The sequence below is a fragment of the Ruegeria sp. genome (assembly GCF_965199275.1).
In the GTDB taxonomy this organism is placed as follows: domain Bacteria; phylum Pseudomonadota; class Alphaproteobacteria; order Rhodobacterales; family Rhodobacteraceae; genus Ruegeria.
In genome coordinates, this window is record NZ_CBDAQX010000013.1 from 300,530 (window position 1) to 320,859 (window position 20,330).

General features: G+C 60.8%; 20 protein-coding genes and 1 pseudogene. 11 read left to right on the forward strand and 10 right to left on the reverse strand.

The window, feature by feature from the left end; genetic code table 11:
• The first annotated feature begins 4 nt into the window (after nt 1-4).
• From mreC to ACOERD_RS09620, 5 genes are read left to right on the forward strand one after another with little or no spacing between them, the layout of a single operon-like run.
• Entirely contained in the window at nt 5-907 is a 903-nt protein-coding gene (gene mreC, locus ACOERD_RS09600) for a rod shape-determining protein MreC (protein WP_419738865.1), read from the forward strand.
• Nucleotides 900-1,436 carry a rod shape-determining protein MreD gene (locus tag ACOERD_RS09605; RefSeq protein WP_419738866.1) on the forward strand — a complete coding sequence of 179 codons (537 nt, stop codon included), beginning with the start codon at nt 900-902 and terminating at the stop codon, nt 1,434-1,436. The genes mreC and ACOERD_RS09605 overlap by 8 nt, the downstream gene beginning before the upstream one ends.
• Nucleotides 1,433-3,382, forward strand: coding sequence for a penicillin-binding protein 2 (gene mrdA, locus ACOERD_RS09610; protein WP_419738867.1), 1,950 nt, complete (start codon nt 1,433-1,435; stop codon nt 3,380-3,382). The genes ACOERD_RS09605 and mrdA overlap by 4 nt, the downstream gene beginning before the upstream one ends.
• Complete coding sequence (gene rodA / locus ACOERD_RS09615) at nt 3,379-4,518, forward strand: rod shape-determining protein RodA (RefSeq protein ID WP_170462716.1); 1,140 nt, start codon at nt 3,379-3,381, stop codon at nt 4,516-4,518. The genes mrdA and rodA overlap by 4 nt, the downstream gene beginning before the upstream one ends.
• A 13-nt stretch (nt 4,519-4,531) precedes the next feature.
• Complete coding sequence (locus ACOERD_RS09620) at nt 4,532-5,464, forward strand: 2-hydroxyacid dehydrogenase (protein ID WP_419738868.1); 933 nt, start codon at nt 4,532-4,534, stop codon at nt 5,462-5,464.
• Between the two features lie 26 nt (nt 5,465-5,490).
• On the opposite strand, the gene ACOERD_RS09625 is transcribed toward ACOERD_RS09620, so the two are convergent.
• The 6 genes from ACOERD_RS09625 to ACOERD_RS09650 form a co-directional block, all read right to left on the reverse strand.
• On the reverse strand, nt 5,491-7,506 hold the full coding sequence (locus ACOERD_RS09625) for a M3 family metallopeptidase (protein WP_419738869.1): 2,016 nt from the start codon (nt 7,504-7,506) through the stop codon (nt 5,491-5,493).
• 62 nt (nt 7,507-7,568) lie between these two features.
• Complete coding sequence (locus tag ACOERD_RS09630) at nt 7,569-8,618, reverse strand: HesA/MoeB/ThiF family protein (RefSeq protein ID WP_419738870.1); 1,050 nt, start codon at nt 8,616-8,618, stop codon at nt 7,569-7,571.
• On the reverse strand, nt 8,618-9,073 hold the full coding sequence (gene dut, locus ACOERD_RS09635) for a dUTP diphosphatase (RefSeq protein WP_419738871.1): 456 nt from the start codon (nt 9,071-9,073) through the stop codon (nt 8,618-8,620). Before dut ends, ACOERD_RS09630 begins: the two co-directional genes overlap by 1 nt.
• A 16-nt stretch (nt 9,074-9,089) precedes the next feature.
• Nucleotides 9,090-10,286: a bifunctional phosphopantothenoylcysteine decarboxylase/phosphopantothenate--cysteine ligase CoaBC gene (gene coaBC, locus ACOERD_RS09640; RefSeq protein ID WP_419738872.1), complete on the reverse strand. Its 1,197-nt coding sequence runs from the start codon at nt 10,284-10,286 to the stop codon at nt 9,090-9,092.
• A gap of 63 nt (nt 10,287-10,349) precedes the next feature.
• Complete coding sequence (locus tag ACOERD_RS09645) at nt 10,350-11,174, reverse strand: ChaN family lipoprotein (RefSeq protein ID WP_419738873.1); 825 nt, start codon at nt 11,172-11,174, stop codon at nt 10,350-10,352.
• Entirely contained in the window at nt 11,171-12,049 is an 879-nt protein-coding gene (locus ACOERD_RS09650) for an RNA polymerase factor sigma-32 (RefSeq protein ID WP_170378887.1), read from the reverse strand. The genes ACOERD_RS09645 and ACOERD_RS09650 overlap by 4 nt, the downstream gene beginning before the upstream one ends.
• A gap of 99 nt (nt 12,050-12,148) precedes the next feature.
• Here ACOERD_RS09650 and cobU point away from each other — a divergent pair, with 99 nt between their 5' ends.
• The 4 genes from cobU to ACOERD_RS09670 are packed head-to-tail and all read left to right on the forward strand — an operon-like array spanning nt 12,149 to nt 15,657.
• Entirely contained in the window at nt 12,149-12,670 is a 522-nt protein-coding gene (gene cobU, locus ACOERD_RS09655; RefSeq protein WP_419738909.1) for a bifunctional adenosylcobinamide kinase/adenosylcobinamide-phosphate guanylyltransferase, read from the forward strand.
• Nucleotides 12,667-13,245: a histidine phosphatase family protein gene (locus ACOERD_RS09660; RefSeq protein WP_170666856.1), complete on the forward strand. Its 579-nt coding sequence runs from the start codon at nt 12,667-12,669 to the stop codon at nt 13,243-13,245. The genes cobU and ACOERD_RS09660 overlap by 4 nt, the downstream gene beginning before the upstream one ends.
• A gap of 58 nt (nt 13,246-13,303) precedes the next feature.
• Nucleotides 13,304-14,188 carry a glutathione S-transferase gene (locus ACOERD_RS09665; RefSeq protein WP_419738910.1) on the forward strand — a complete coding sequence of 295 codons (885 nt, stop codon included), beginning with the start codon at nt 13,304-13,306 and terminating at the stop codon, nt 14,186-14,188.
• Nucleotides 14,189-14,235: 47 nt separating this feature from the next.
• On the forward strand, nt 14,236-15,657 hold the full coding sequence (locus tag ACOERD_RS09670; protein WP_419738874.1) for a YifB family Mg chelatase-like AAA ATPase: 1,422 nt from the start codon (nt 14,236-14,238) through the stop codon (nt 15,655-15,657).
• Here the strand turns inward: ACOERD_RS09670 and ACOERD_RS09675 are convergent.
• Nucleotides 15,593-15,778, reverse strand: coding sequence for a hypothetical protein (locus ACOERD_RS09675; protein ID WP_419738875.1), 186 nt, complete (start codon nt 15,776-15,778; stop codon nt 15,593-15,595). The genes ACOERD_RS09670 and ACOERD_RS09675 overlap by 65 nt on opposite strands.
• On the opposite strand from ACOERD_RS09675, the gene ACOERD_RS09680 reads away from it, so the two are divergent.
• Both ACOERD_RS09680 and ACOERD_RS09685 read left to right on the forward strand, forming a co-directional pair.
• The gene (locus tag ACOERD_RS09680) at nt 15,771-17,513 is read left to right on the forward strand and encodes an IS1634 family transposase (protein WP_419737624.1); all 1,743 of its coding nucleotides are present in this window, start codon (nt 15,771-15,773) and stop codon (nt 17,511-17,513) included. The two genes, ACOERD_RS09675 and ACOERD_RS09680, sit on opposite strands and share 8 nt — an antisense overlap.
• A 109-nt stretch (nt 17,514-17,622) precedes the next feature.
• Nucleotides 17,623-17,868, forward strand: a pseudogene (locus tag ACOERD_RS09685) (ATP-binding protein); the annotation flags it as partial.
• A 189-nt stretch (nt 17,869-18,057) separates the two neighbouring features.
• Here ACOERD_RS09685 and gshB read toward each other — a convergent pair.
• From gshB to rsmI, 3 genes are all read right to left on the reverse strand, one after another.
• Nucleotides 18,058-18,990: a glutathione synthase gene (gene gshB, locus ACOERD_RS09690; protein ID WP_419738876.1), complete on the reverse strand. Its 933-nt coding sequence runs from the start codon at nt 18,988-18,990 to the stop codon at nt 18,058-18,060.
• Between the two features lie 61 nt (nt 18,991-19,051).
• Nucleotides 19,052-19,423, reverse strand: coding sequence for a YraN family protein (locus ACOERD_RS09695; RefSeq protein WP_170639945.1), 372 nt, complete (start codon nt 19,421-19,423; stop codon nt 19,052-19,054).
• Nucleotide 19,424: 1 nt separating this feature from the next.
• Nucleotides 19,425-20,282 (reverse strand): 16S rRNA (cytidine(1402)-2'-O)-methyltransferase, encoded by an 858-nt coding sequence (gene rsmI, locus ACOERD_RS09700; RefSeq protein WP_419738877.1) that lies wholly within the window; start codon nt 20,280-20,282, stop codon nt 19,425-19,427.
• Nucleotides 20,283-20,330: the final 48 nt, after the last annotated feature.

A 20,330-nucleotide genomic window follows, 5' to 3' on the forward strand; every position in this document is an offset into this window, starting at 1 on the left:
ACCTGTGGCAAAAGACCGATCACAGCGCGATGACTACACCGCCCCACTGCGGCGTCTGCTACTGGGGATCGTTGTGCTGTGCCTGCTGGGCATCTTCATTGTCTGGCGGATCGACAGCCCTCGGGTTGAACGGTTCCGCGCACAGGTTGTGGATGCTGTTGTGCCCTCGATGGATTGGGCCATGGTTCCGGTCACTGCAACCGTCAACCTGTTTCGTGATTTCCAAAGCTATCAGAGCCTGAGCGAGCAGAACCGCGAGCTTCGCTCGGAACTGCGGCTGATGCGTGCGTGGAAAGAGGCCGCGTTGCAGTTGGAACAGGAAAACGCGCGGCTCCTGGATTTGAACAATGTGCGGCTCGATCCGCGCCTGACCTACGTCACCGGCGTTGTTATGGCCGATAGCGGCTCTCCCTTCCGGCAGTCGGTGCTGTTGAATGTAGGAGAGCGGGACGGGATCGTCGATGGCTGGGCCACGATGGACGGGATCGGCCTGGTTGGCCGTATCTCAGGCGTTGGGCCGGATACGGCACGCGTCATTCTGATGACTGACGCCTCAAGCGTCATTCCCGCCACCATCCAGCCTTCAGGCCAGACCGCTTTGATCACTGGCGACAATACCCCGGCCCCATCGGTCGAGTTTTTGGAAAACCGTGAGCTTGTGCGCCCCGGCGACCGGGTCGTGACGTCGGGTGATGGCGGCGTGTTTCCGGCACGTCTGCTGATCGGCCAGATCGCCGCCGACCCCGGAGGCCGCCTGCGTGTGCGCCTCTCCGCCGATTTCGAACGGTTGGAGTTTCTGCGCGTTCTTCGCTACAACTCGGCCCCTACAATCCGCGATCCGGGGCAGATCGTTGGCCCCTCACGCCCCGCCGCTTCGTTGTCACCTGAGGAAACTGGTGATGGATAAACCGGCCTCTCACAAATGGGCGATGCGCGGTCTTTACGGGGCGCTCGCGGTGTTCGTTCTGTTCCTGCATCTGCTACCGCTGGATACGCAGCCGGATCGCTGGCCTTTTCCGGACTTTCTGATCGTCCTTACTTTAGCTTGGGTGCTCAGGCGGCCGGACTATGTGCCGACCGTTTTGGTCGCTTTGGTCATGCTGCTGGCCGATCTGCTGCTGCAACGCCCTCCGGGCCTATTGGCCGCATTAGTGGTGCTGGGCGCGGCTTACTTGCGGTCTGCGGCACCGGGGATGCGGGATGCGGGCTTTGTAGCTGAATGGATGTCGGTCAGTGCAATCGTTGCTGGCGTCTTTCTGGGCAACCGGGTCATCCTTGCAATCCTGTCTGTTGATCAGGCGGCTTTGTTACCGGTCATGATCCAGCTTGTGCTGACAATTCTGACCTATCCGGTCATTGTACTGCTGTCTCAGAGTGTATTCGGCGTGCGCCGCGTCTCGGCCGCCGATGCAAGTGCTGCGGGGGCGCGTGCATGAAACAGCGCAGAATCAAAAGCGAAGGTGTCGCCTATAAACGTCTGCCCCGGCGGGCCTTGCTGCTGGGCGGTCTGCAGGCGGTTTTCATTGGCGGCCTGGCCGCGCGCATGCGGTATATGCAGGTCGATCAAGCGGATGAATACCGCCTTTTGGCAGAAGAAAACCGCATCAATATCCGCCTGATCCCGCCGACCCGAGGGCGCATCTATGACCGCAACGGGCAGGTCATCGGGCAGAACTCACCGTCCTACCGCATCGTCATTGTACGCGAGGATGCCGGTGACATCGACAAGGTGATCGCCAAACTCTCGGACCTGATCCCCCTGAACGAGGACGAGATCGAAAGGGCGCGCACGGAAATGCGCCGCTCGGCCCCCTTCCTGCCGGTTACATTGGTTGATCAGGTGACGTGGGAGGATATCTCAAAGGTCGCCGTCAACGCCCCGGCCCTGCCCGGTGTCACGCCTGAGGTCGGCCAGACCCGACAATACCCGCGCTACGAGGATTTCGCCCATATCGTCGGCTATGTCGGCCCGGTCAGCGACTATGACCTCAGCCAAATCGAAGACCCAGAGCCGGTGCTGCGAATCCCCCGGTTCCAGATCGGAAAGGTCGGCTTGGAAGCCAAGCAAGAGATCGACCTGCGCGGCAAAGCAGGCTCCAAGCGGGTCGAGGTTAACGCCACCGGCCGCGTCATGCGCGAATTGGACCGGCAGGAAGGCCAACCGGGCGCCGATTTGCAACTCTCAGTCGACGCGGACCTGCAGCAATATGCGCAGGCGAGGTTGGCCGGAGAAAGCGCCGCCGCCGTTGTCATTGATTGCGAAACCGGCGATCTGCGGGCAATGGCCTCGGCCCCCAGTTTCGATCCAAACCTGTTCGTGCGCGGTATCTCGGTCGCGGATTACCAGATCCTCACGCAGGACAAATACCGCCCCCTGGCCAACAAGACGGTTCAGGGCACTTATCCGCCTGGATCGACCTTCAAAATGGTCACCGCCTTGGCCGCGCTTGAGGCCGGTGTCGTTGGCCCCGGTAACACCGTTTACTGCCCCGGCCACCTCAAGGTCGGCAGCCGCCGCTTCCACTGCTGGAAACGCGGGGGACACGGTATGGTGGACCTCAATACATCGCTCAAGCGCAGCTGCGATGTCTACTACTACGACGTGGCGATCAAGGTCGGCATCGACAAAATCTCAGAGATGGCGCGGACCCTCGGGCTGGGCATCAAGCACGACATTCCCATGTCCGCTGTGCGTGCCGGTCTGGCGCCCAATCAGGAATGGAAGCAACGCACTCATGGCGAGGACTGGCTGATCGGTGATACGGCCAATGCCTCGATCGGGCAGGGATTCATGCTGGCGTCACCGATGCAGCTGGCCGTGATGACCGCGCGGATCGCCACGGGGCGGGCGGTGACACCGCGTCTGGTCCGCTCGATTGATGGGGTCGAACAGCCAACCGGCGCAGGTGAGCCGCTTGGGATCAGCCCAGCCAATCTGAACTACATCCGCGAGGCGATGTGGTCAGTCTCAAACGACCGGCGTGGCACGGCCTATCGCAGCCGGATCATCGCCGATGACCTCCGCATGGCGGGTAAAACCGGTACCAGCCAGGTACGCAACATCACCAAAGCGGAACGTGCCGCAGGTGTGATTCGCAACGAGGACCTGCCATGGGAACGGCGCGACCATGCGCTGTTCGTCAGCTTCGCCCCCTACGACAAACCCAAGTACGCCATTGCGGTTGTGGTCGAACATGGCGGAGGCGGTTCCAAGGCAGCGGCCCCGGTCGCGCGCGACATCATGCTTCAGGCGCTTTACAACGGCACCCCGCCGCTTGAGGCTTACCCGGCCGGAGATCGAGAGCGCATCAAGGAACAACAAAAACGGCTCGAGGGCGATCGCCGCCCCAAAGCGCGCCCCAGCGAGAAGGACCGCGCATGAGCTATCTTGAATATGCGGTCAAATCCACGCCATCGGGGTTCCGTAAATTCCTGTATATGAATTGGCCTCTGACGCTGTTGCTGATCAGCACGGCCAGTGCCGGGTTCCTGATGCTGTACTCGGTGGCGGGTGGCTCGTGGATGCCATGGGCCGAGCCTCAGATCGAGCGTTTCGGGCTGGGCCTGACGGTGATGTTCATCGTCGCACTGGTGCCGATCTGGTTTTGGCGCAACATGTCGGTACTGGCCTATCTTGCTTCGATCGCGCTGTTGGTGTTTGTGGAGCTTTTCGGAACCATCGGCATGGGCGCACAGCGCTGGATCGACCTTGGGTTCATGCGCCTTCAGCCGTCCGAGGTGATGAAGGTCGCGCTGGTGATGCTGCTGGCGGCCTATTACGACTGGCTGCCCTCGCATAAAACCTCACGCCCACTTTGGGTTCTGATCCCGGTCGTGCTGATCCTGATCCCCACCTTCATGGTGCTGCGCCAGCCGGACCTTGGGACCTCGATCCTGCTGCTGGCTGCGGGCGGAGGGCTGATGTTTCTGGCCGGCGTCCACTGGGCCTATTTCGCCGCGGTGATCGCAGCCGTGGTCGGCTTGATTGCGGCTGTTTTCAATAGCCGGGGAACCGAGTGGCAGTTGCTCAAAGACTACCAGTTCCGCCGGATCGACACGTTTCTTGATCCGTCTACCGACCCTCTGGGCGCGGGCTATCACATCACCCAGTCCAAGATCGCCCTGGGATCGGGTGGATGGAATGGGCGTGGGTTCATGCAGGGCACGCAATCGCGGCTGAACTTCTTGCCTGAAAAACACACCGATTTCATTTTCACCACTCTGGCCGAAGAGTTCGGCTTTGTTGGTGGCATCACCCTGTTGCTGCTTTACGCGCTGATCCTGATCTTCTGCATGGTCACGGCCCTGTCGACCAAAGACAGGTTCTCATCGCTGGTCACCATGGGGATCGCGCTGAACTTCTTCCTGTTCTTTGCGGTCAACATGTCGATGGTGATGGGGCTGGCTCCGGTTGTCGGGGTGCCTCTGCCCATGGTCAGCTATGGCGGGTCGGCCATGCTGGTCCTGATGGCCGCCTTCGGTGTCGTGCAAAGCGCCCATATCCACCGCCCCCGCTGATCGGAGAACGCGCGTGTCCGTCAATATCCAATTCTTCGCGCGCCCCGAACTTTGGCCGGTGTACCAGCCGCTTCTGACCGAAGGACTGCAAGAGGCAGGTGTCGCCTTCAATCTGGCAACCGAATTCCCCGAGGATGAGGTGGACTATATCGTCTACGCCCCAAGCGGCGGGCTGCTGGATTTCACGCCCTATAAAAGGCTGAAAGCGGTTCTAAGCCTCTGGGCTGGGGTTGAGAAGATCGCAGGAAACAAGACGCTGACCGTTCCACTGGCGCGGATGGTAGATCACGGGCTGACCCAAGGCATGACCGAATGGGTCGTGGGGCATGTGCTGCGCTATCATCTGGGCATGGACCAGCACATCACAGTTCAGGATGGCGTCTGGGTCCACGAAGTGCCGCCTCTGGCACGGCAGCGGCACGTCTGCATGCTGGGCCTTGGGGTATTGGGGCAGGACGCAGCCCAAGCGCTGGCGGCATTGAATTTCAACGTCACCGGATGGAGCCGCACCCCCAAAGACATCCCCGGAGTAACCTGCCTGAGCGGCGAAGACGGGTTGCGAGAGGCTCTGTCACAGGCTGAGATCGCCGTCCTTTTGCTGCCTGATACACTGGCGACCGAGAACACTCTGAACGCCGGAACACTTGCATTGATGCCCAAAGGCGCGCGGATCATCAATCCGGGGCGTGGGCCTCTGATTGACGATGACGCGCTATTGCAGGCGTTGAACACAGGCCAGATCGGACATGCCACGCTGGATGTATTCCGGGTTGAGCCTCTGCCCGCCGATCACCCCTACTGGGCGCATCCAAACGTGACGGTGACGCCGCATATCGCTTCGGAAACCCGACCGGTCACAGCGGCGCAGGTGATCGTCGAAAATATCCGGCGCGGGGAAGCTGGCGAGCCGTTCGTGCATCTGGTGGATCGCCAGCTAGGGTATTGATCCCCCCTTGGACCGGGGAGAAGGGTTTACGCCGCGATCAGGCCACGCCCTTTCAGCAAAGCTTCGACACCCGGCATCCGGCCCCGGAAGGCCAGATACAGCTCCTCAGCCTCGCGCGAGCCGCCGGTGGACAGGATGTTATCTTCCAGAGCTTTGGCACGTTCGGGGTCAAAGGCCCCTCCGGCCTCTTCAAAGGCCTCGAACGCGTCGGCATCCATCACTTCGGACCACATGTAGCTGTAGTAGCCCGAGCTATAGCCATCGCCCGCGAAAACATGCGCGAAATGTGGGGTCGCGTGGCGCATGCCGATGGCTGCGGGCATACCGATGCCGTCCAGGACCTCGGCCTGTTTCGCCATCGGGTCCGCCGGGGCCGCGCCTTCATGGAAAGCCAAGTCAACCAAGGCCGAGGCGACATATTCCACCGTCTGGAACCCCTGATCGAAATTCGCGGCTTTCAGTACTTTCTCAAGCATTTCCTGCGGCATTGCCTCGCCAGTGTCCGCGTGGGTGGCAAACTCGGCCAGAACCTCGGGGACCTCCAGCCAATGTTCGTAAAGCTGGCTTGGCAGTTCGACGAAGTCGCGCGCCACGGACGTGCCCGAGATGCTTTCATAGGTCACATTCGACAGCATCTGATGCAGGGCATGTCCGAATTCGTGGAACAGCGTGCGCGCGTCGTCATAGGACAACAACGCCGGATCGCCTTTCGCGAAGTTGCAAACGTTGATCACGACCGGAGCCTGTTCTTTGGGGAACTTCGCCTGCCCCCGCATTGCGCTGCACCACGCGCCCGACCGTTTGGACCCGCGTGCGAAATAGTCACCAATGAAGACTGCGACGTGCTTGCCGTCTCGCGTCACCTCCCACGCCCGGCAATCCGGGTGGTAGAGCGGCACGTCCAGCGGTTTGAACTCCAACCCGAACAGACGGTTGGCACAGGCGAACGAGGCCTCGATCATCCGGTCCAGTTGCAGGTAGGGTTTCAGCGCGGCCTCATCCAGATCATGCTCGGCCTTGCGGCGTTTCTCGGCGTAGTAGCGCCAATCCCACGCCGCCAGAGGGCCGTTCACGCCATCCTCCTGCATCATCGCCGTCAGAACTTCGGCATCTGCGTCGGCGCGCGCCTTCGCAGGCTCCCACACTTGCATCAGCAGGTCGCGGACGCGGTCAGGCGAGCGGGCCATTTCGGTTTCCAGCTTGTAGTCGGCAAAGCTGTCATAGCCCAACAGCTTGGCGCGTTCCTCGCGCAGGCTAAGGATTTCGGCTGCGATGTCGCGGTTGTCGGTCTCACCACCATTCGCCCCGCGCGCGGTCCAGGCGCGATAGGCTTTTTCCCGCAGGTCGCGACGAGGGGAGAACTGCAGGAACGGCACAATGATCGACCGCGACAGGGTGACTACGGGACCAGCGGCGCCCTTTTCCTGACCCGCCGCGCGCGCGGCATCGACAACGAAATCCGGCAGGCCCTGCAGGTCATCCTCGAACAGGTCCATGAACCAGTCGCGCTCATCCGCCAGCAGGTTCTGAGTGAATGAGGTTCCCAGTGACGCCAGCCGCGCCTTGATCTCTTGCATCCGGGCGTCCTGCTCGCCCTCCAACGCCGCGCCGGCGCGGACAAAACCGCGATGAGACAGCATCAACACGCGGGCCTGTTCTTCGCTCAAGCCCAGATCATCTCGCCGCGCCCACAGGTTGGCCACGCGTTTGAACAGCGCCTTGTTCGAGGATATCCCCGAAAAATGCGCCGCCAGCTTTGGCGAGAATTCCCGCTGCAGCTCTTCTCGTTTCGGATTGCTGTCCGCGCCCGCAACTGTGAAGAAAACCGACAGCACTTTGTCCAGTTGCTCACCCGCCGCCTCAAGCGCTTCGATCGTGTTGGCGAAACTCGGGGCCTCAGTGTTTGTGGCGATCGCGTCGATCTGCGCGCTATGCGCCTGCAGCGCCTCATCCAGAGCAGGGGCGAAATCATCATCCGAAATCTTGGCAAAAGGGGCGAGTTCAAACGGAGTGGTCCAGTCGGACAGGATCGGGTTAGTCATTCAGATCTCCTTTGCCCACAACCTAGGAAGGGCCGGTCAGATGATCCAGAGCAACACCGCGTTTATTCACCACCGGCGCCGCAAATCGGGCAGTCAGAGCGCTTGGAGAGGGTGATCTTTCGGCTTTCACCATAAAGCGCGTCGTAGATCAGCATTTCGCCGCGCAGCGCTTGGCCGGCCCCGGTGATCACCTTGATCGCCTCAACCGCCATCATGGACCCAACCACGCCCGGTAAGGGGCCGATCACGCCTGCCTCGGAACAGGATGGGGCCAGACCGGCTGCGGGGGCTTCGGGGAAAATACACTGGTAGCAGGGGGCATCATTGGCCGGATCGAAGACGCTCAGCTGTCCTTCCCATTGAGACAACGCGCCCGAGATCAGCGGTTTGCCCAACGCAACGGCCGTGCGATTGGCCAGATAGCGGGTTTCGAAATTGTCGGTGCCATCTAGGATCAGGTCGAAGTCGCCCAAAAGGTCGTTCGCGATATCATCGCTCAGACGACGATTGTAGGGCAGGACAGTGACGTTGGGGTTCTGTGCCTCCATCGCTTGCTGGGCCGAAAACACTTTGGGCATTCCGATATCGGCATCGCGGTGGATGACCTGACGCTGGAGATTGGCGTTTTCGACCACGTCGTCGTCGATCACCCCTATCGTGCCCACACCCGCTGCAGCCAGATACTGCAAGGCTGGTGCGCCGAGACCCCCGGCCCCAATCACCAGCACGCGCGCCTTTTTCAACCGTTTCTGCCCCGGTCCACCCAGTTCGCGCAGAACGATATGGCGGGCATAGCGGTCCAGTTCTGTTTCAGTGAACCGGTCCGAGGGTTTGGCCTCAGTCTTGTCCGCTTCGGGCTGCGCCCGATTTCGCAGCGCTTTCAGTCCCTTGCCATAGACCATGACCAGAGCGGCCGCCCCGGCCAGCATCAGCCACAGCGCCGCCGATCCTCCGGTTGCTTCGCGCAGAGGATGACCACTCGGCAAAACCAAATGCGACAGGATCACCCCGGCCATAAGCACACTGACCGAGGTCACACGCGCCGTCCGGGACACGCCCGCGATATAGCCGACGCCCCAAAGACCCGCGGCGAGGACCAGAACCAGCAGCATCAGCCGCGCCCGGTTGAGCCGAACCCGCCAGCGCCACGCTCGGTCTCGCCAAGTGTTTCGGTCAACTCGAACGTGGCCTGCACGACAGGCGCGACGATCAGCTGCGCGATACGTTCTCCGTGGGTGACCTCGAACCGGTCCTGCCCTGCGTTCATGACGATCAAACCCAGCGGGCCGCGATAGTCACTGTCGATGGTCCCCGGCGTGTTGGGCAGGGTGATGCCGTGCTTCAATGCCAGCCCGGAGCGCGGGCGGACCTGCACCTCATAGCCCGCCGGGATCTCGATTCGCAGGCCAGTGGGGACAAGGGCGCGCTGCCCCGGCTCCAAGAAAATCGACGCGCCTTCGGGCAGGTTGGCACGTACATCAGCGCCGGCCGCGCCTGAGGTCTCATATGAAGGCAGGGGAACAGAAGCATCTGCCCCCACTTCCCGGATCACGCTGATAGCTACCATCTGTATTCCTTCTGTTTTATCCGGCCAGCGCGTCGGCGATCTTTTGTGCAAGACGCGCGGCGACCATGTCTTTGCCCATACGCGGCCAGCTCTCGGCCCCCTGATTCGAGATCAGGACCACTGCATTTTCAGAACCACCCATGATGCCGGTTGCCGGACTGACGTCATTTGCCACGATCCAGTCGCATCCCTTGCGGGCGCGCTTTGAAGTTGCGTTGTCGATCACATCGTCGGTTTCCGCTGCAAAGCCCACAACCAGATCAGGGCGACCCGCGCCCATCTGCGAGACGCGTTTCAGGATGTCGGGATTCTCGGCGAACTCCAGCGAGGGCAGACCATCGCGGCTTTTCTTCAGTTTCCGATCCGAGGCGGTGGCCACTTTCCAGTCGGCAACTGCGGCGGCAAACACACCTGCACTCACAGGAAGCGCCGCATCCACTGCGTCCGACATCTGTTGCGCGGTCTCGACCCGCACGACCTGTACGCCTTGGGGCGGCGGAACGTCGGCAGGGCCTGTGACAAAAACCACCTCAGCCCCAAGCGCCGCCAAGGCGCGGGCAACGGCCGTCCCCTGCGCCCCGGATGAGCGGTTGGCGATGTAGCGCACCGGGTCAATCGGTTCATGCGTCGGGCCGGAGGTCACGAGGATACGTTTACCCTTCAACGGCCCATCGGCCAATTGCGCCTCAACGGCGGCAACGATCTCGAGCGGTTCGGACATCCGGCCCGGGCCATATTCACCACAGGCCATGTCGCCCTCGTTGGGTCCTACAAAGCGGATGCCGTCCTGCTGCAACTGCTTCAGATTGCGCTGGGTCGCCGGGTGATCCCACATGCGCACATTCATGGCAGGCGCACACAGAACCGGCGTGTCCGTGGCCATCAGCAGGGTCGAGGCCAGATCGTTGGCCAATCCTGCCGCCATCTTGCCCATCATATCCGCCGTAGCGGGGGCAACCACGATCAGGTCAGCCGAGCGTGACAGCTGGATATGTCCCATCTCGGCCTCATCGGTCAGGTCAAAGAGATCGCGATAGGCTTTCTGGCCTGCAAGTGCGGAGACCGACAGCGGCGTCACGAACTCCTCAGCGGCGCGGGTCAAAACGGGAGTGACTTGCGCACCGCGCTCTTGCAGCCGTCGGATCAGATCGAGCGACTTATAGGCCGCAATGCCACCGCCGATGATCAGCAGAATGCGTTTGGATGCCAGCATGTTCAGCCCTTCCCGTCCCGGTCGGTCCTGACATTAGGCAAGGCCACCGGGTAGTTCCAGCGGTTAATTCTGCGTCTCAAACGCTTTGCAAGGGTCCTCACGCTCGATTTCCGGGCTATCGATCACCGCATCAAAGGTCCCGTCGATCACTCCCCCTTCGGACTGACCCAGTACAAAGACCTTCAGCCCTGGCTTCAGGCGCGACAGAAAGGTCGGGATGCCCCGGTCGGTTCTCGCGTGGCCATTGCCGGTGATCACCGCAATCGGACCACCGGTTTCCTCGTCGGCGCGCAGGATTGCTCGGGTCAGCACCGCGTCTCGCAGACGTTGAATCGAGACCATTTGCGGCAACATTTCGGCTGGCAGAGCATCGCAATGGGCGGCCAGTTGATCCGCCTCGCGCGCGGCCTGATCTTCGGGCGACAGCGGAACGGTCAAGCCATACCGCGCGGCATCTGCACCAAGGGCTGTGGCCGCGCCTTTTTCCATCGCGGCGCGCGCGGCCGTGCGTGGAACCATGGCGCCATAGACCGGCGCGTCCGAGGCATGAAAGACTGGGTAGTACATACTCAAAGGGGGCCAGCCAGACTCCGCCCAGCGCAGGATCCGAGACAATTCCTCGGGGTTGGACGCGGCTGTCTGAGCCAGACGTTGCGCGCCTTCTTCGGTGACCATTTCCCACACCACAGCCGACGGAGCGATCGCGCCCAGCGCCTCGGTCTGCACAAGGTGGTGACGTGGATTGTCGTGGATTTCACCAAGGATCACCACATCTGCGTCCTGCATGGCGGTCAGGACATCCTCGGGGATCAACTCACCGGCCTGGACCGGGCGCAAAGCGCTGGCTGTAAACGCCAGCACACACAACAGAATCGCAAATCTTGTCATGCGATGAAGTGTTGCACCTCACGCGATTGGGCTTCAAGGTTCTTGCGCATCTTGGTGAAGGCTGCAGCCTCAAGCTGGCGTACACGTTCCTTCGATAGCCCCAGCTCATTCCCCAAGCTTTCAAGGGTTCGGGCCGGTTCGCGCAGCTTGCGTTCACGCACGATAAATCTTTCGCGGTCATTGAGGGATTGCATCGCCATCAGTAACCATTCGCGCAACTGTTCAGTGTCGTGGCGATGTTCAACCGCCTCGGCGGCCTGCTCACGATCATCTTCCAGCGCATCAATCCACTCACGCCCATCTTCATCCGCTGACTGCACCGCGTTGAGCGAAAAATCCGAGCCGGACAGACGCCCCTCCATCATCTCGACATCGCGCAAGGGGACGCCGATTTCCGTTGCAATCATCTGGTGTAGCTGATGCCGATCCAGCTCCTGCCCCTCGGTGGCGGCTTCACGTTCCAACCGTGCCTGAACGCGGCGCATGTTGAAGAACAGAGATTTCTGGGATGAGGTCGAACCGGTCCGCACCATCGACCAGTTACGCATCACGTAATCCTGGATGCTGGCTTTGATCCACCACACCGCATAGGTCGAAAACCGCACACCGCGATCAGGGTCAAACTTGTCTGCGGCTTTCATTAATCCAAGACCGGCCTCTTGGATCAGGTCGTTCATCGGAGCGCCGTAGCGCTTGAACTTGGCCGCCATCGAAATAGCTAGACGCATGTAGGCGGTGATCAGTCGGTGCAGTGCTTGTTCGTCGCGGTTGTCACGCCACGCATAGGCCAGTTGCAATTCGGTTTCCGCGTCCAGCAGTTCGGCCTTCATCGCTTTGCGGGACATCGAGAAATCGGATGCGTTGTCCAGTGCCATGAAACTCTCCCTTTTTGCAGGCATCAGCCGGGCTTGCCTTGCCGACTTAGGGTCGATACGCAGATCATCACCAAGTGGATCACCAGAAAGGTAAGAATTGTGACTGCCAATTTAACCTTTGTGCTGGGAGGAGCCGCATCGGGAAAGTCGGCCTATGCTGAACAACTGGTTGTATCCTCAGGGAAAAACCGGGTTTACCTTGCGACATCACAAGTGTTTGATAGCGAGATGCGGCAAAAGATCGATCGCCACATCGAACAACGCGGGTCCGGCTGGGAAACCATCGAGGCACCGATGGACGTTGTCCCGGTTTTGGCAGAACTGAGCGCAGATCACGTTTGCCTGATTGATTGCGCGACGATGTGGCTGACCAATCACCTGCTGGCCGAGAACGATCTGGATCAGGCCCAGACCCAACTGCTGAGCGCCCTGCGCAGCTGCCCGGCGCTGCTTGTAATTGTCTCGAATGAGGTTGGTCACGGCATCGTACCCGAAAACGCCCTCGCCCGGCGGTTCCGCGAAGCACAGGGCCGGCTGAACATCGCGCTAGCAGCACAGGCCGACCTGGTGGTTCAGGTCACGGCGGGGCTGCCCATGGTCTTGAAGGGACAGTTGCCATGACGCGGCTTCATCTGGTCCGCCACGGCCCCACCCATGCCAAAACGATGGTCGGCTGGTCCGATCTGCCCGCCGATCTGAGCGATCAGGCCGCGCTGCAGCGATTGCATGATCACATCCCTGCGGACGCGGTTGTTGTCTCATCCGACCTGTCGCGCGCGGCGGATACGGCAACGGCGATCCAAGGCCAGCGCCTCCGCCTGCCCCACCACCCTGACCTGCGCGAGATCAACTTCGGCACATGGGAACTGCGCGGTTTCGCCGAGATCGAAGCCGAAGACCCCGAGCTTGCCTTTGCATATTGGGACAATCCCGGCGAAGTGCGCCCTCCAAACGGAGAAAGCTGGAACGACGTCCGTGCGCGGGTCGACAAAACCGTCGATGCGCTGATGGCCACACATGCGGGCGCGGATCTGGTCATTGTTGCCCATTTCGGAGTGATCCTGACGCAAGTACAGCGCGCTTTGAATATTGAGGCGCAACAAGCGTTTTCGCACCGGATCGACAACCTGTCGGTTACCCAGATCGCCTATAACGCGGGCGAATGGTCCGTCGGTGCCATCAATCATCTTCCGTGATCCGGCAGGTCACAAATCACTGATTTACGAGCGCTTCCGGCTCCGTCATCCTTTGATCATGACCTATGATCTCTTTATCGGTGACCGCTTGTTTTCTAGCTGGTCCATGCGCGGCTGGTTGATGCTCGAGAAGTTCAGCCTGCCCTATCGCAGCCACTTGGTTGGCCTCTATTCCGGCACCATGGCCACGGATATGGAACCCCTTGCTCCGGCCCGTCTGGTTCCCGCTCTGCGTCTGCCCGATGGTGCGGTTGTGGGCGAAAGCCTCGCGATGGCCGAGACATTGGCTGAACGGCACCCCGAAGCTGGCCTTTGGCCTTCAGACCCCGCCGCGCGCGCAACGGCCCGTTGGCTGTGCGCCGAAATGGTCGCGGGTTTTACCGCACTGCGCGGGGAATGCCCGATGCAGTTGGCGCATGTTTGGAAGGGTTTTCAGCCATCAGCGGACACTTTGAAAGACCTCGCCCGGATTGAGACGCTTTGGGCGCATGCCCGAGCGATCTCGGGCGCGTCAGAAGGGCCGTTATTCGGAGCATACTCGCTGGCCGATGTCTTCTACACCCCTGTCGCGGCGCGGATCATTGGATATGATCTGCCAATCTCAACCGAAAATCGAAGCTATTGCCTAAGCTTGCTGTCAGATACATCGGTCCGACAATGGCGCGCGATGGGGCTGACGGTTCAATACAATCCGTATCCCTACCCAGAATATTCCCCTTCGGCCCACTGGCCTGTTGGAGAACCGTCCGAGGCACGACCCGCCGAAGAAGGCCCTTCAGTCAACGCGCACTGTCCGTATTCCGGCGACCCGGTTACCGATTTCCTCGACCTCGACGGCCAGCGCTGGGGGTTCTGCAACACGTTCTGCCGCGACAAAACAGTCGCAGATCCGGACGCCTGGCCCAAATTTACTGCGATGCGCGCAGCCGTTAACCATTCCTAAACCGCCGCCATGGCAGCAACGTCCTTTTAACCAAGAACAGGATTGCCATGGTTGCCCGCGCTCATACGGTTGCGTTTCAAGGGGTTGATGCCCGCCCGGTCGAGGTGCAATGCGCCGTCTCTCCGGGCCTGCCCGCCTTTTCTATCGTCGGCCTGCCGGACAAAGCAGTGTCCGAGGCCCGAGATCGGGTGCGCAGCGCACTTGGCGCCATGGCCATCGCCTTGCCGTCAAAACGCATCACCATCAACCTATCCCCCGCCGACCTGCCCAAAGAGGGCAGCCATTTCGACCTTCCTATCGCCGTCGCCCTCCTGTCAGCTTTAGAGATCATCCCGGCAGACGCGGCCGAGGGCACTGTTGCGTTGGGCGAATTATCCTTGGACGGGTCGCTGGTTCCGGTCGTGGGCGCTTTGCCCGCCGCGATGACGGCGGCGGCCGAGGATCGCGCCCTGCTCTGCCCCCGCGCCTCAAGCGCCGAGGCTGCCTGGGTGGACGCCACTCAGGTCATAGGAGCCGGTTCGCTGGGCGACGTGGTGCGCCATTTCTCGGGCCAGGCCCCACTGGCTGCGGCCACACCGGGCGAAGTCAGCCTGTCCTCCAATACCCGCGATCTGCGAGACGTCAAAGGACAGGAACGCGCCAAACGCGCGCTTGAGATCGCTGCAGCGGGACGGCACCACCTGATCATGATCGGCACGCCGGGATCGGGCAAATCCATGCTCGCCGCGCGCCTGCCCGGCATCCTGCCGCCTTTGACCCCGGTCGAGGCGCTGGAAACGTCGATGATCCAATCCCTCTGTGGGTTATTGGACGAAGGCGGCATCAACCGGACGCGGCCCTTTCGCGAACCGCATCACACCGCCTCGATGGCGGCGATTGTCGGCGGCGGACGCGGTACAAAACCCGGAGAAATCTCTCTGGCCCATAACGGGGTGTTGTTCATGGACGAGTTCCCCGAATTCCCTCGCACCGTTTTGGAAACCCTGCGCCAACCGATCGAAACCGGAGAGGTCATGGTCGCCCGCGCCAACGCCCATGTGAAGTACCCCTGCCGTTTCATGCTGGTCGCGGCAGCCAACCCGTGCAAATGCGGGTACCTGACCGATCCGTCCCGCGCTTGTTCCCGCGCACCGGGCTGTGGCGAAGACTACCTGAACCGCATCTCCGGCCCTTTGATGGACAGGTTCGATATGCGCATCGAAGTGCCTCCGGTAGCGTTCACCGACCTTGATCTGCCGCCGTCTGGCGACAGTTCGGCCACCGTGGCCGCGCGTGTGGAGCAGGCCCGCGCCGTTCAGGCTGCTCGGTTTGAAGGTCACAAGGGCGTACGTCAAAACGCTGATATCGAGGGTAAATTACTGGAAGAGGTCGCCGCCCCAGATGCTGAGGGCAAAGAGCTGCTGCTCAAGGCCGCCGACCGGTTCGGCCTGTCAGCGCGCGCCTTTCCTGACTTCCGACCTTTTTGTTGATCTGACTGGGTTTTTGGTTTGTTTTCAGGTGTGGTTGCTCAGAGGCGCGTTGTAGTGCCCCATTATTATAAAAAGTATTGACATGGGCCTTCAGATGGCTAACCTCTTCGCCCATGTTCATCCGCACCAAACATGACGCAAAGCTCAACCGCACACGGATCCAGATCGTTGAATCCGTCCGCACCGGCTCCAAGGTACGCCAGAAGATCCTGCGCCATGTGGGTGTGGCCCATAACGACAGCGAGATTGAGGATATCAAGCGTCTGGCGGGCCGCTTGATGGAGCAATTACGCATTGATCGCTCGCCGCAAATGGAACTGTTCACGCCCACGGAATATGCCGATCTGCAGGCGCTGGTGCGCCGCGCTCCGCGGCCGGACAAGCTTGGCGTTGATCTTGCCGAGTGCCGTGAGGAGGCGCGGGTCTCTCTGGGTCTGCGGGATGTCATGGGGACGATGTATGACCAACTGGGTTGGGGGGCCCTTCTGGGGGCGGCGCGTAAAAGTGCCAATCGCATTGTGAAAGAGCTGGTTATGGCGCGGATCGCACAGCCCGAGAGCAAGCGCGCGACCGTGGAGGCGTTGGAGAACCAGGCAGGCATCACGCTCAATCTGGACGTGGTCTATCGGAGCATGGATTACATCAATACGCCGGTGATAGACGGGATTTGCAAAACCTCTCACGCGGCGGCAGAGAAGTTGCTGGGCGGGCCAGTGACCGTGCTGTTCTACGATTGCACGACCCTGGCCTTTGACACCGAGCGCGAGGACCCGGCCGAGGATGCGGACGGGGTCGAGCAGGATCATCTTCTGGCCAAGGGCTTCAGCAAGGATGGCAAGCATCACCGCGCTCAGGTCATGCTGGCGCTGATCGTCACCTCCGATGGGCTGCCTGTGGGCTATGAACTCTTCCCGGGAAACACCTGGGAAGGTCATACGCTGGAAGCTGCGCTGAAGGCGTTGGAGGGACGCTTCGACGTGGCCAGGGTCACGTTCGTGGCCGATGCCGCCATGCTCAGCAAGGACAACCAGCAGATGTTGCAGAACAAGGGTCTGCCCTACATCCTCGGCTATCGCATGAAGTCCGCCCCGGCCGCCGTGAAGGCGAACATTTTGAGCCCGGAGGGACGCCAGCCTTGGGCTGGACACGGTTCTGAAGAGGCAACCGAGAAGGGCTGGTACAAGGTGATCGACCAGGAGGGAGCGCGGGTCATTGTGACCTGGTCACCCACCCGGGCACGCAATGATGCCCACAAGCGCGACAAGGCAATCGAAAAGCTGCACAAGAAGCTCAAGCGCTCTCGCAAACCCGGCAGCTTCAGCAGCCGGGGATATGGCCGCTTCCTGGCCTTCCCCGACAGCGGGGACGTCACGCTGGATGATGCAAAGATCAAGGCAGCGGCACAATGGGACGGGCTGCATGCCATTGTTGTTCATGGTGCGGACGAACTGGAGGCACAGGACGTCATTGCCCGCTATCACCAGTTGTGGGAGATCGAAGCCTGCTTCCGCACCAACAAGCACGATCTGAAAATCCGGCCCATCTATCACTGGTCGCCGCGTCGGGTCCGGGCCCATATCGCCATCTGCTACATGGCCTTCTGCTGCCTGCAGCACCTGCGCAAGCATCTGGACCTGCTCGGACACCCGATGAGCCCGGCTCGTATCCGCAACGAGTTGAACGCATTGCAGCTCTCGATCCTGCGCCACAAAGGCACCCCTGACCGCTACGGCATGCCAAGCCATGCCACGGTCGATGCCAGACGCATCCTCACCTGCGTCGGCCTGACCTGGAACGAAGCCCCTTTCAAGATACCCCCCGGGCGCACCCGAAAAACTGGCCAGACCAAAGCCTGAGCTCCCTCAACACTCCGAAACAATCGCTGGCGAAAAAAGTCCGTGTAGTGCCTTTTGGCAACCAAGGCATAATAATATCAATGACTTATACGAAAAAATGTCGGAAGTCAGGAAGGGCGTACGTCAAAACGCTGATATCGAGGGTAAATTACTGGAAGAGGTCGCCGCCCCAGATGCTGAGGGCAAAGAGCTGCTGCTCAAGGCCGCCGACCGGTTCGGCCTGTCAGCGCGCGCCTTTCACCGCATCCTACGGGTCGCGCGAACCATAGCCGACCTGGATAGCTCCGCTGATATCCGGCGACCGCACGTGGCCGAAGCGCTAAGTTTTCGGATCAGCGCACGGGCCATGGCTTAGATGTTCGCCCTCAGTATGTTGCGAGGCCGATTGGGATACAAACTACGGCGGAACTGATCATTGCCCGTCGTCCTAGACAAGTCCGGCAGCTTACCGCTTGCGCCATGTTCAAGCGAGGAACTCGACCTTTAGTGCGCCCGTCCATTCCGATGTACGCACCCACCTAAGCGCCCCCCACACCTGCTGCGCTTAGACTTTGGCCTCGATCGCTTGCCAGATTTTTTCGGCGATGTTCTCTCCGTTGAAGCGCTCAAGCTCCTGAATGCCGGTGGGGGAGGTGACGTTGATCTCGGTCAGGTAGTCTCCGATCACGTCGATCCCAACAAAGATCTGGCCTTTTTCCTTTAGTAGAGCGCCGATGGCCGCGCAGATTTCGAGATCCCGCTCGGTCAAACCAATCTTTTCGGGTCGCCCGCCGACATGCATATTGGAACGCGTCTCACCTTCGGCCGGGACGCGGTTGATGGCACCCACAGGCTCTCCATCCACGAGAATCACACGCTTGTCGCCGTTCTTCACATCCGGCAGGAATTTCTGAACAATCAACGGCTCGCGCGAGAATCCGGTGAACAGCTCATACAGCGAGGTCAGGTTGCGGTCATTGGCATCCAACCGGAACACCCCAGCCCCTCCATTTCCATAAAGAGGTTTAAGGATGATGTCCTGATGCTTGTCCTTGAAGGCCTTGATGGTCTGCATGTCCCGCGCAATCGTGGTCGGAGGGGTCAATTCGGGGAAATCCAGAACCAGTAGTTTCTCGGGGTAATTGCGTACCCAAAACGGGTCATTGACCACCAAAGTTTGCCCCTTCAACCGATCCAGCAGATGCGTCGAGGTGATGTAATGCATGTCGAACGGCGGGTCCTGACGTAGCCACACCACGTCAAACTCAGCCAGATCAACCTCACGCTCGGGACCGAGGACCGCGGGGTCTCCGGCAACGCGCTGAACCTGCATGTCTTGTCCTCGCGCGGTGATCCGCGCCTCCTGATAGGCCAATTGATCCGGCCCGTAGAAGAACAGCTCATGCCCGCGGGCCTGTGCCTCTTCCGCGAGGCGGAAAGAGCTGTCGGCGTTGATATCCACGGCCCCGATCGGGTCCATTTGAAAGGCGATTTTCATGGCATGTCCCTCAACTTCACGCCAGATACATGGCGCAGCAGGCCGAGGGGTTCAATGGGGCTTAGACCGGTCCGAAGGCGTTTTCGATGATTTGAACAGCGCCCGTGCCATCGACCAGCGCCGCGTCGAACCGAACATTCGTCAATTGCCCGCCGGGTTCATTTTCAAGAAACTGCGCCGCTGATGCGCAGATACGCTGAGTCTGCCGTGGGGTGATCCGAGCCGCAGCCCTGTCGAAACTGGTGCTTTTCTTGACCTCAATGAAAACGAGCCCTTCGTCACCCCGCGCAATCAGGTCAATTTCACCCCCGGCACCGCGCCAGCGTCTGTGAGCGATCGAGAATCCGCGGCGTTCATAGTCGGCTGCAACCCGCAATTCCGCAGATTGCCCTGCATGATAAGATACCGACCCCCGCACCGCACGCTGCGTCATGTCATCCCTTTCCCAGTTTGAGGGCCTGCTGGTAAATGGGACGTCTGGGAAGTTCATACATCTTTGACACCAAATCCGCCGCATCCCGAACCGAATGGGTTTGTAAAGCCTGTTTCAATGCCTCTTCTACGTCAGATTCGTTAACGCTTGGCGAATGGCTGCGATCCACGAGCAGAACGACCTCACCCTTGGGGGTTTGGTCTTGGTAGGCTTCTGCCAGGTCTTGCAAAGAGCCACGTCGGACTTCCTCGAACTTCTTCGTCAGCTCGCGGCACAAAGCCGCCTGCCGGTCGGCGCCCAGGATGTCTGACAGATCGGACAAGCATCCAGCCACGCGCTTGGGTGATTCGTAGAACACCAGCGTTCCGGGAATATCCCGCAGCGCCTCGATTCGGCTGCGGCGCGCGCCAGACGCATTCGGTAAAAAGCCCGCAAAAAAGAACGCATCCGTTGGTAGACCCGCCAGCGTCAGCGCCGTCAGCGCGGCGGACGGGCCCGGTGCGCAAGTGACGGTGTGCCCGGCCTCGGACGCCTGCCGCCCTAAATCGTAGCCCGGGTCGGCGATTAGCGGCATACCGGCCTCGGACGCATAGGCAACGGATTGCCCTGCGGCCAAAGCATCCATGATCTTGCCGCGTGCGCCCGCTCCGCTGTGGTCGTGATACGCCTGAATGCGACGTCCGCCCAAGGGGATACCGTGGATTTCCATCAACCGGCGCAGACTGCGGGTGTCTTCTGCGGCGATCATGTCGGCCGAGGCCAGCACATCCAACGCCCTGAGCGTAATATCGCGCGCCGTTCCGATCGGTGTGGCAACAAAATACAGGCCTGCAGCCAAACTTATGTTTTGGAAATTCAAAGCTGGACCCTCACAGCGTGACGTTTATTATCGCGGCTCGATAGAATA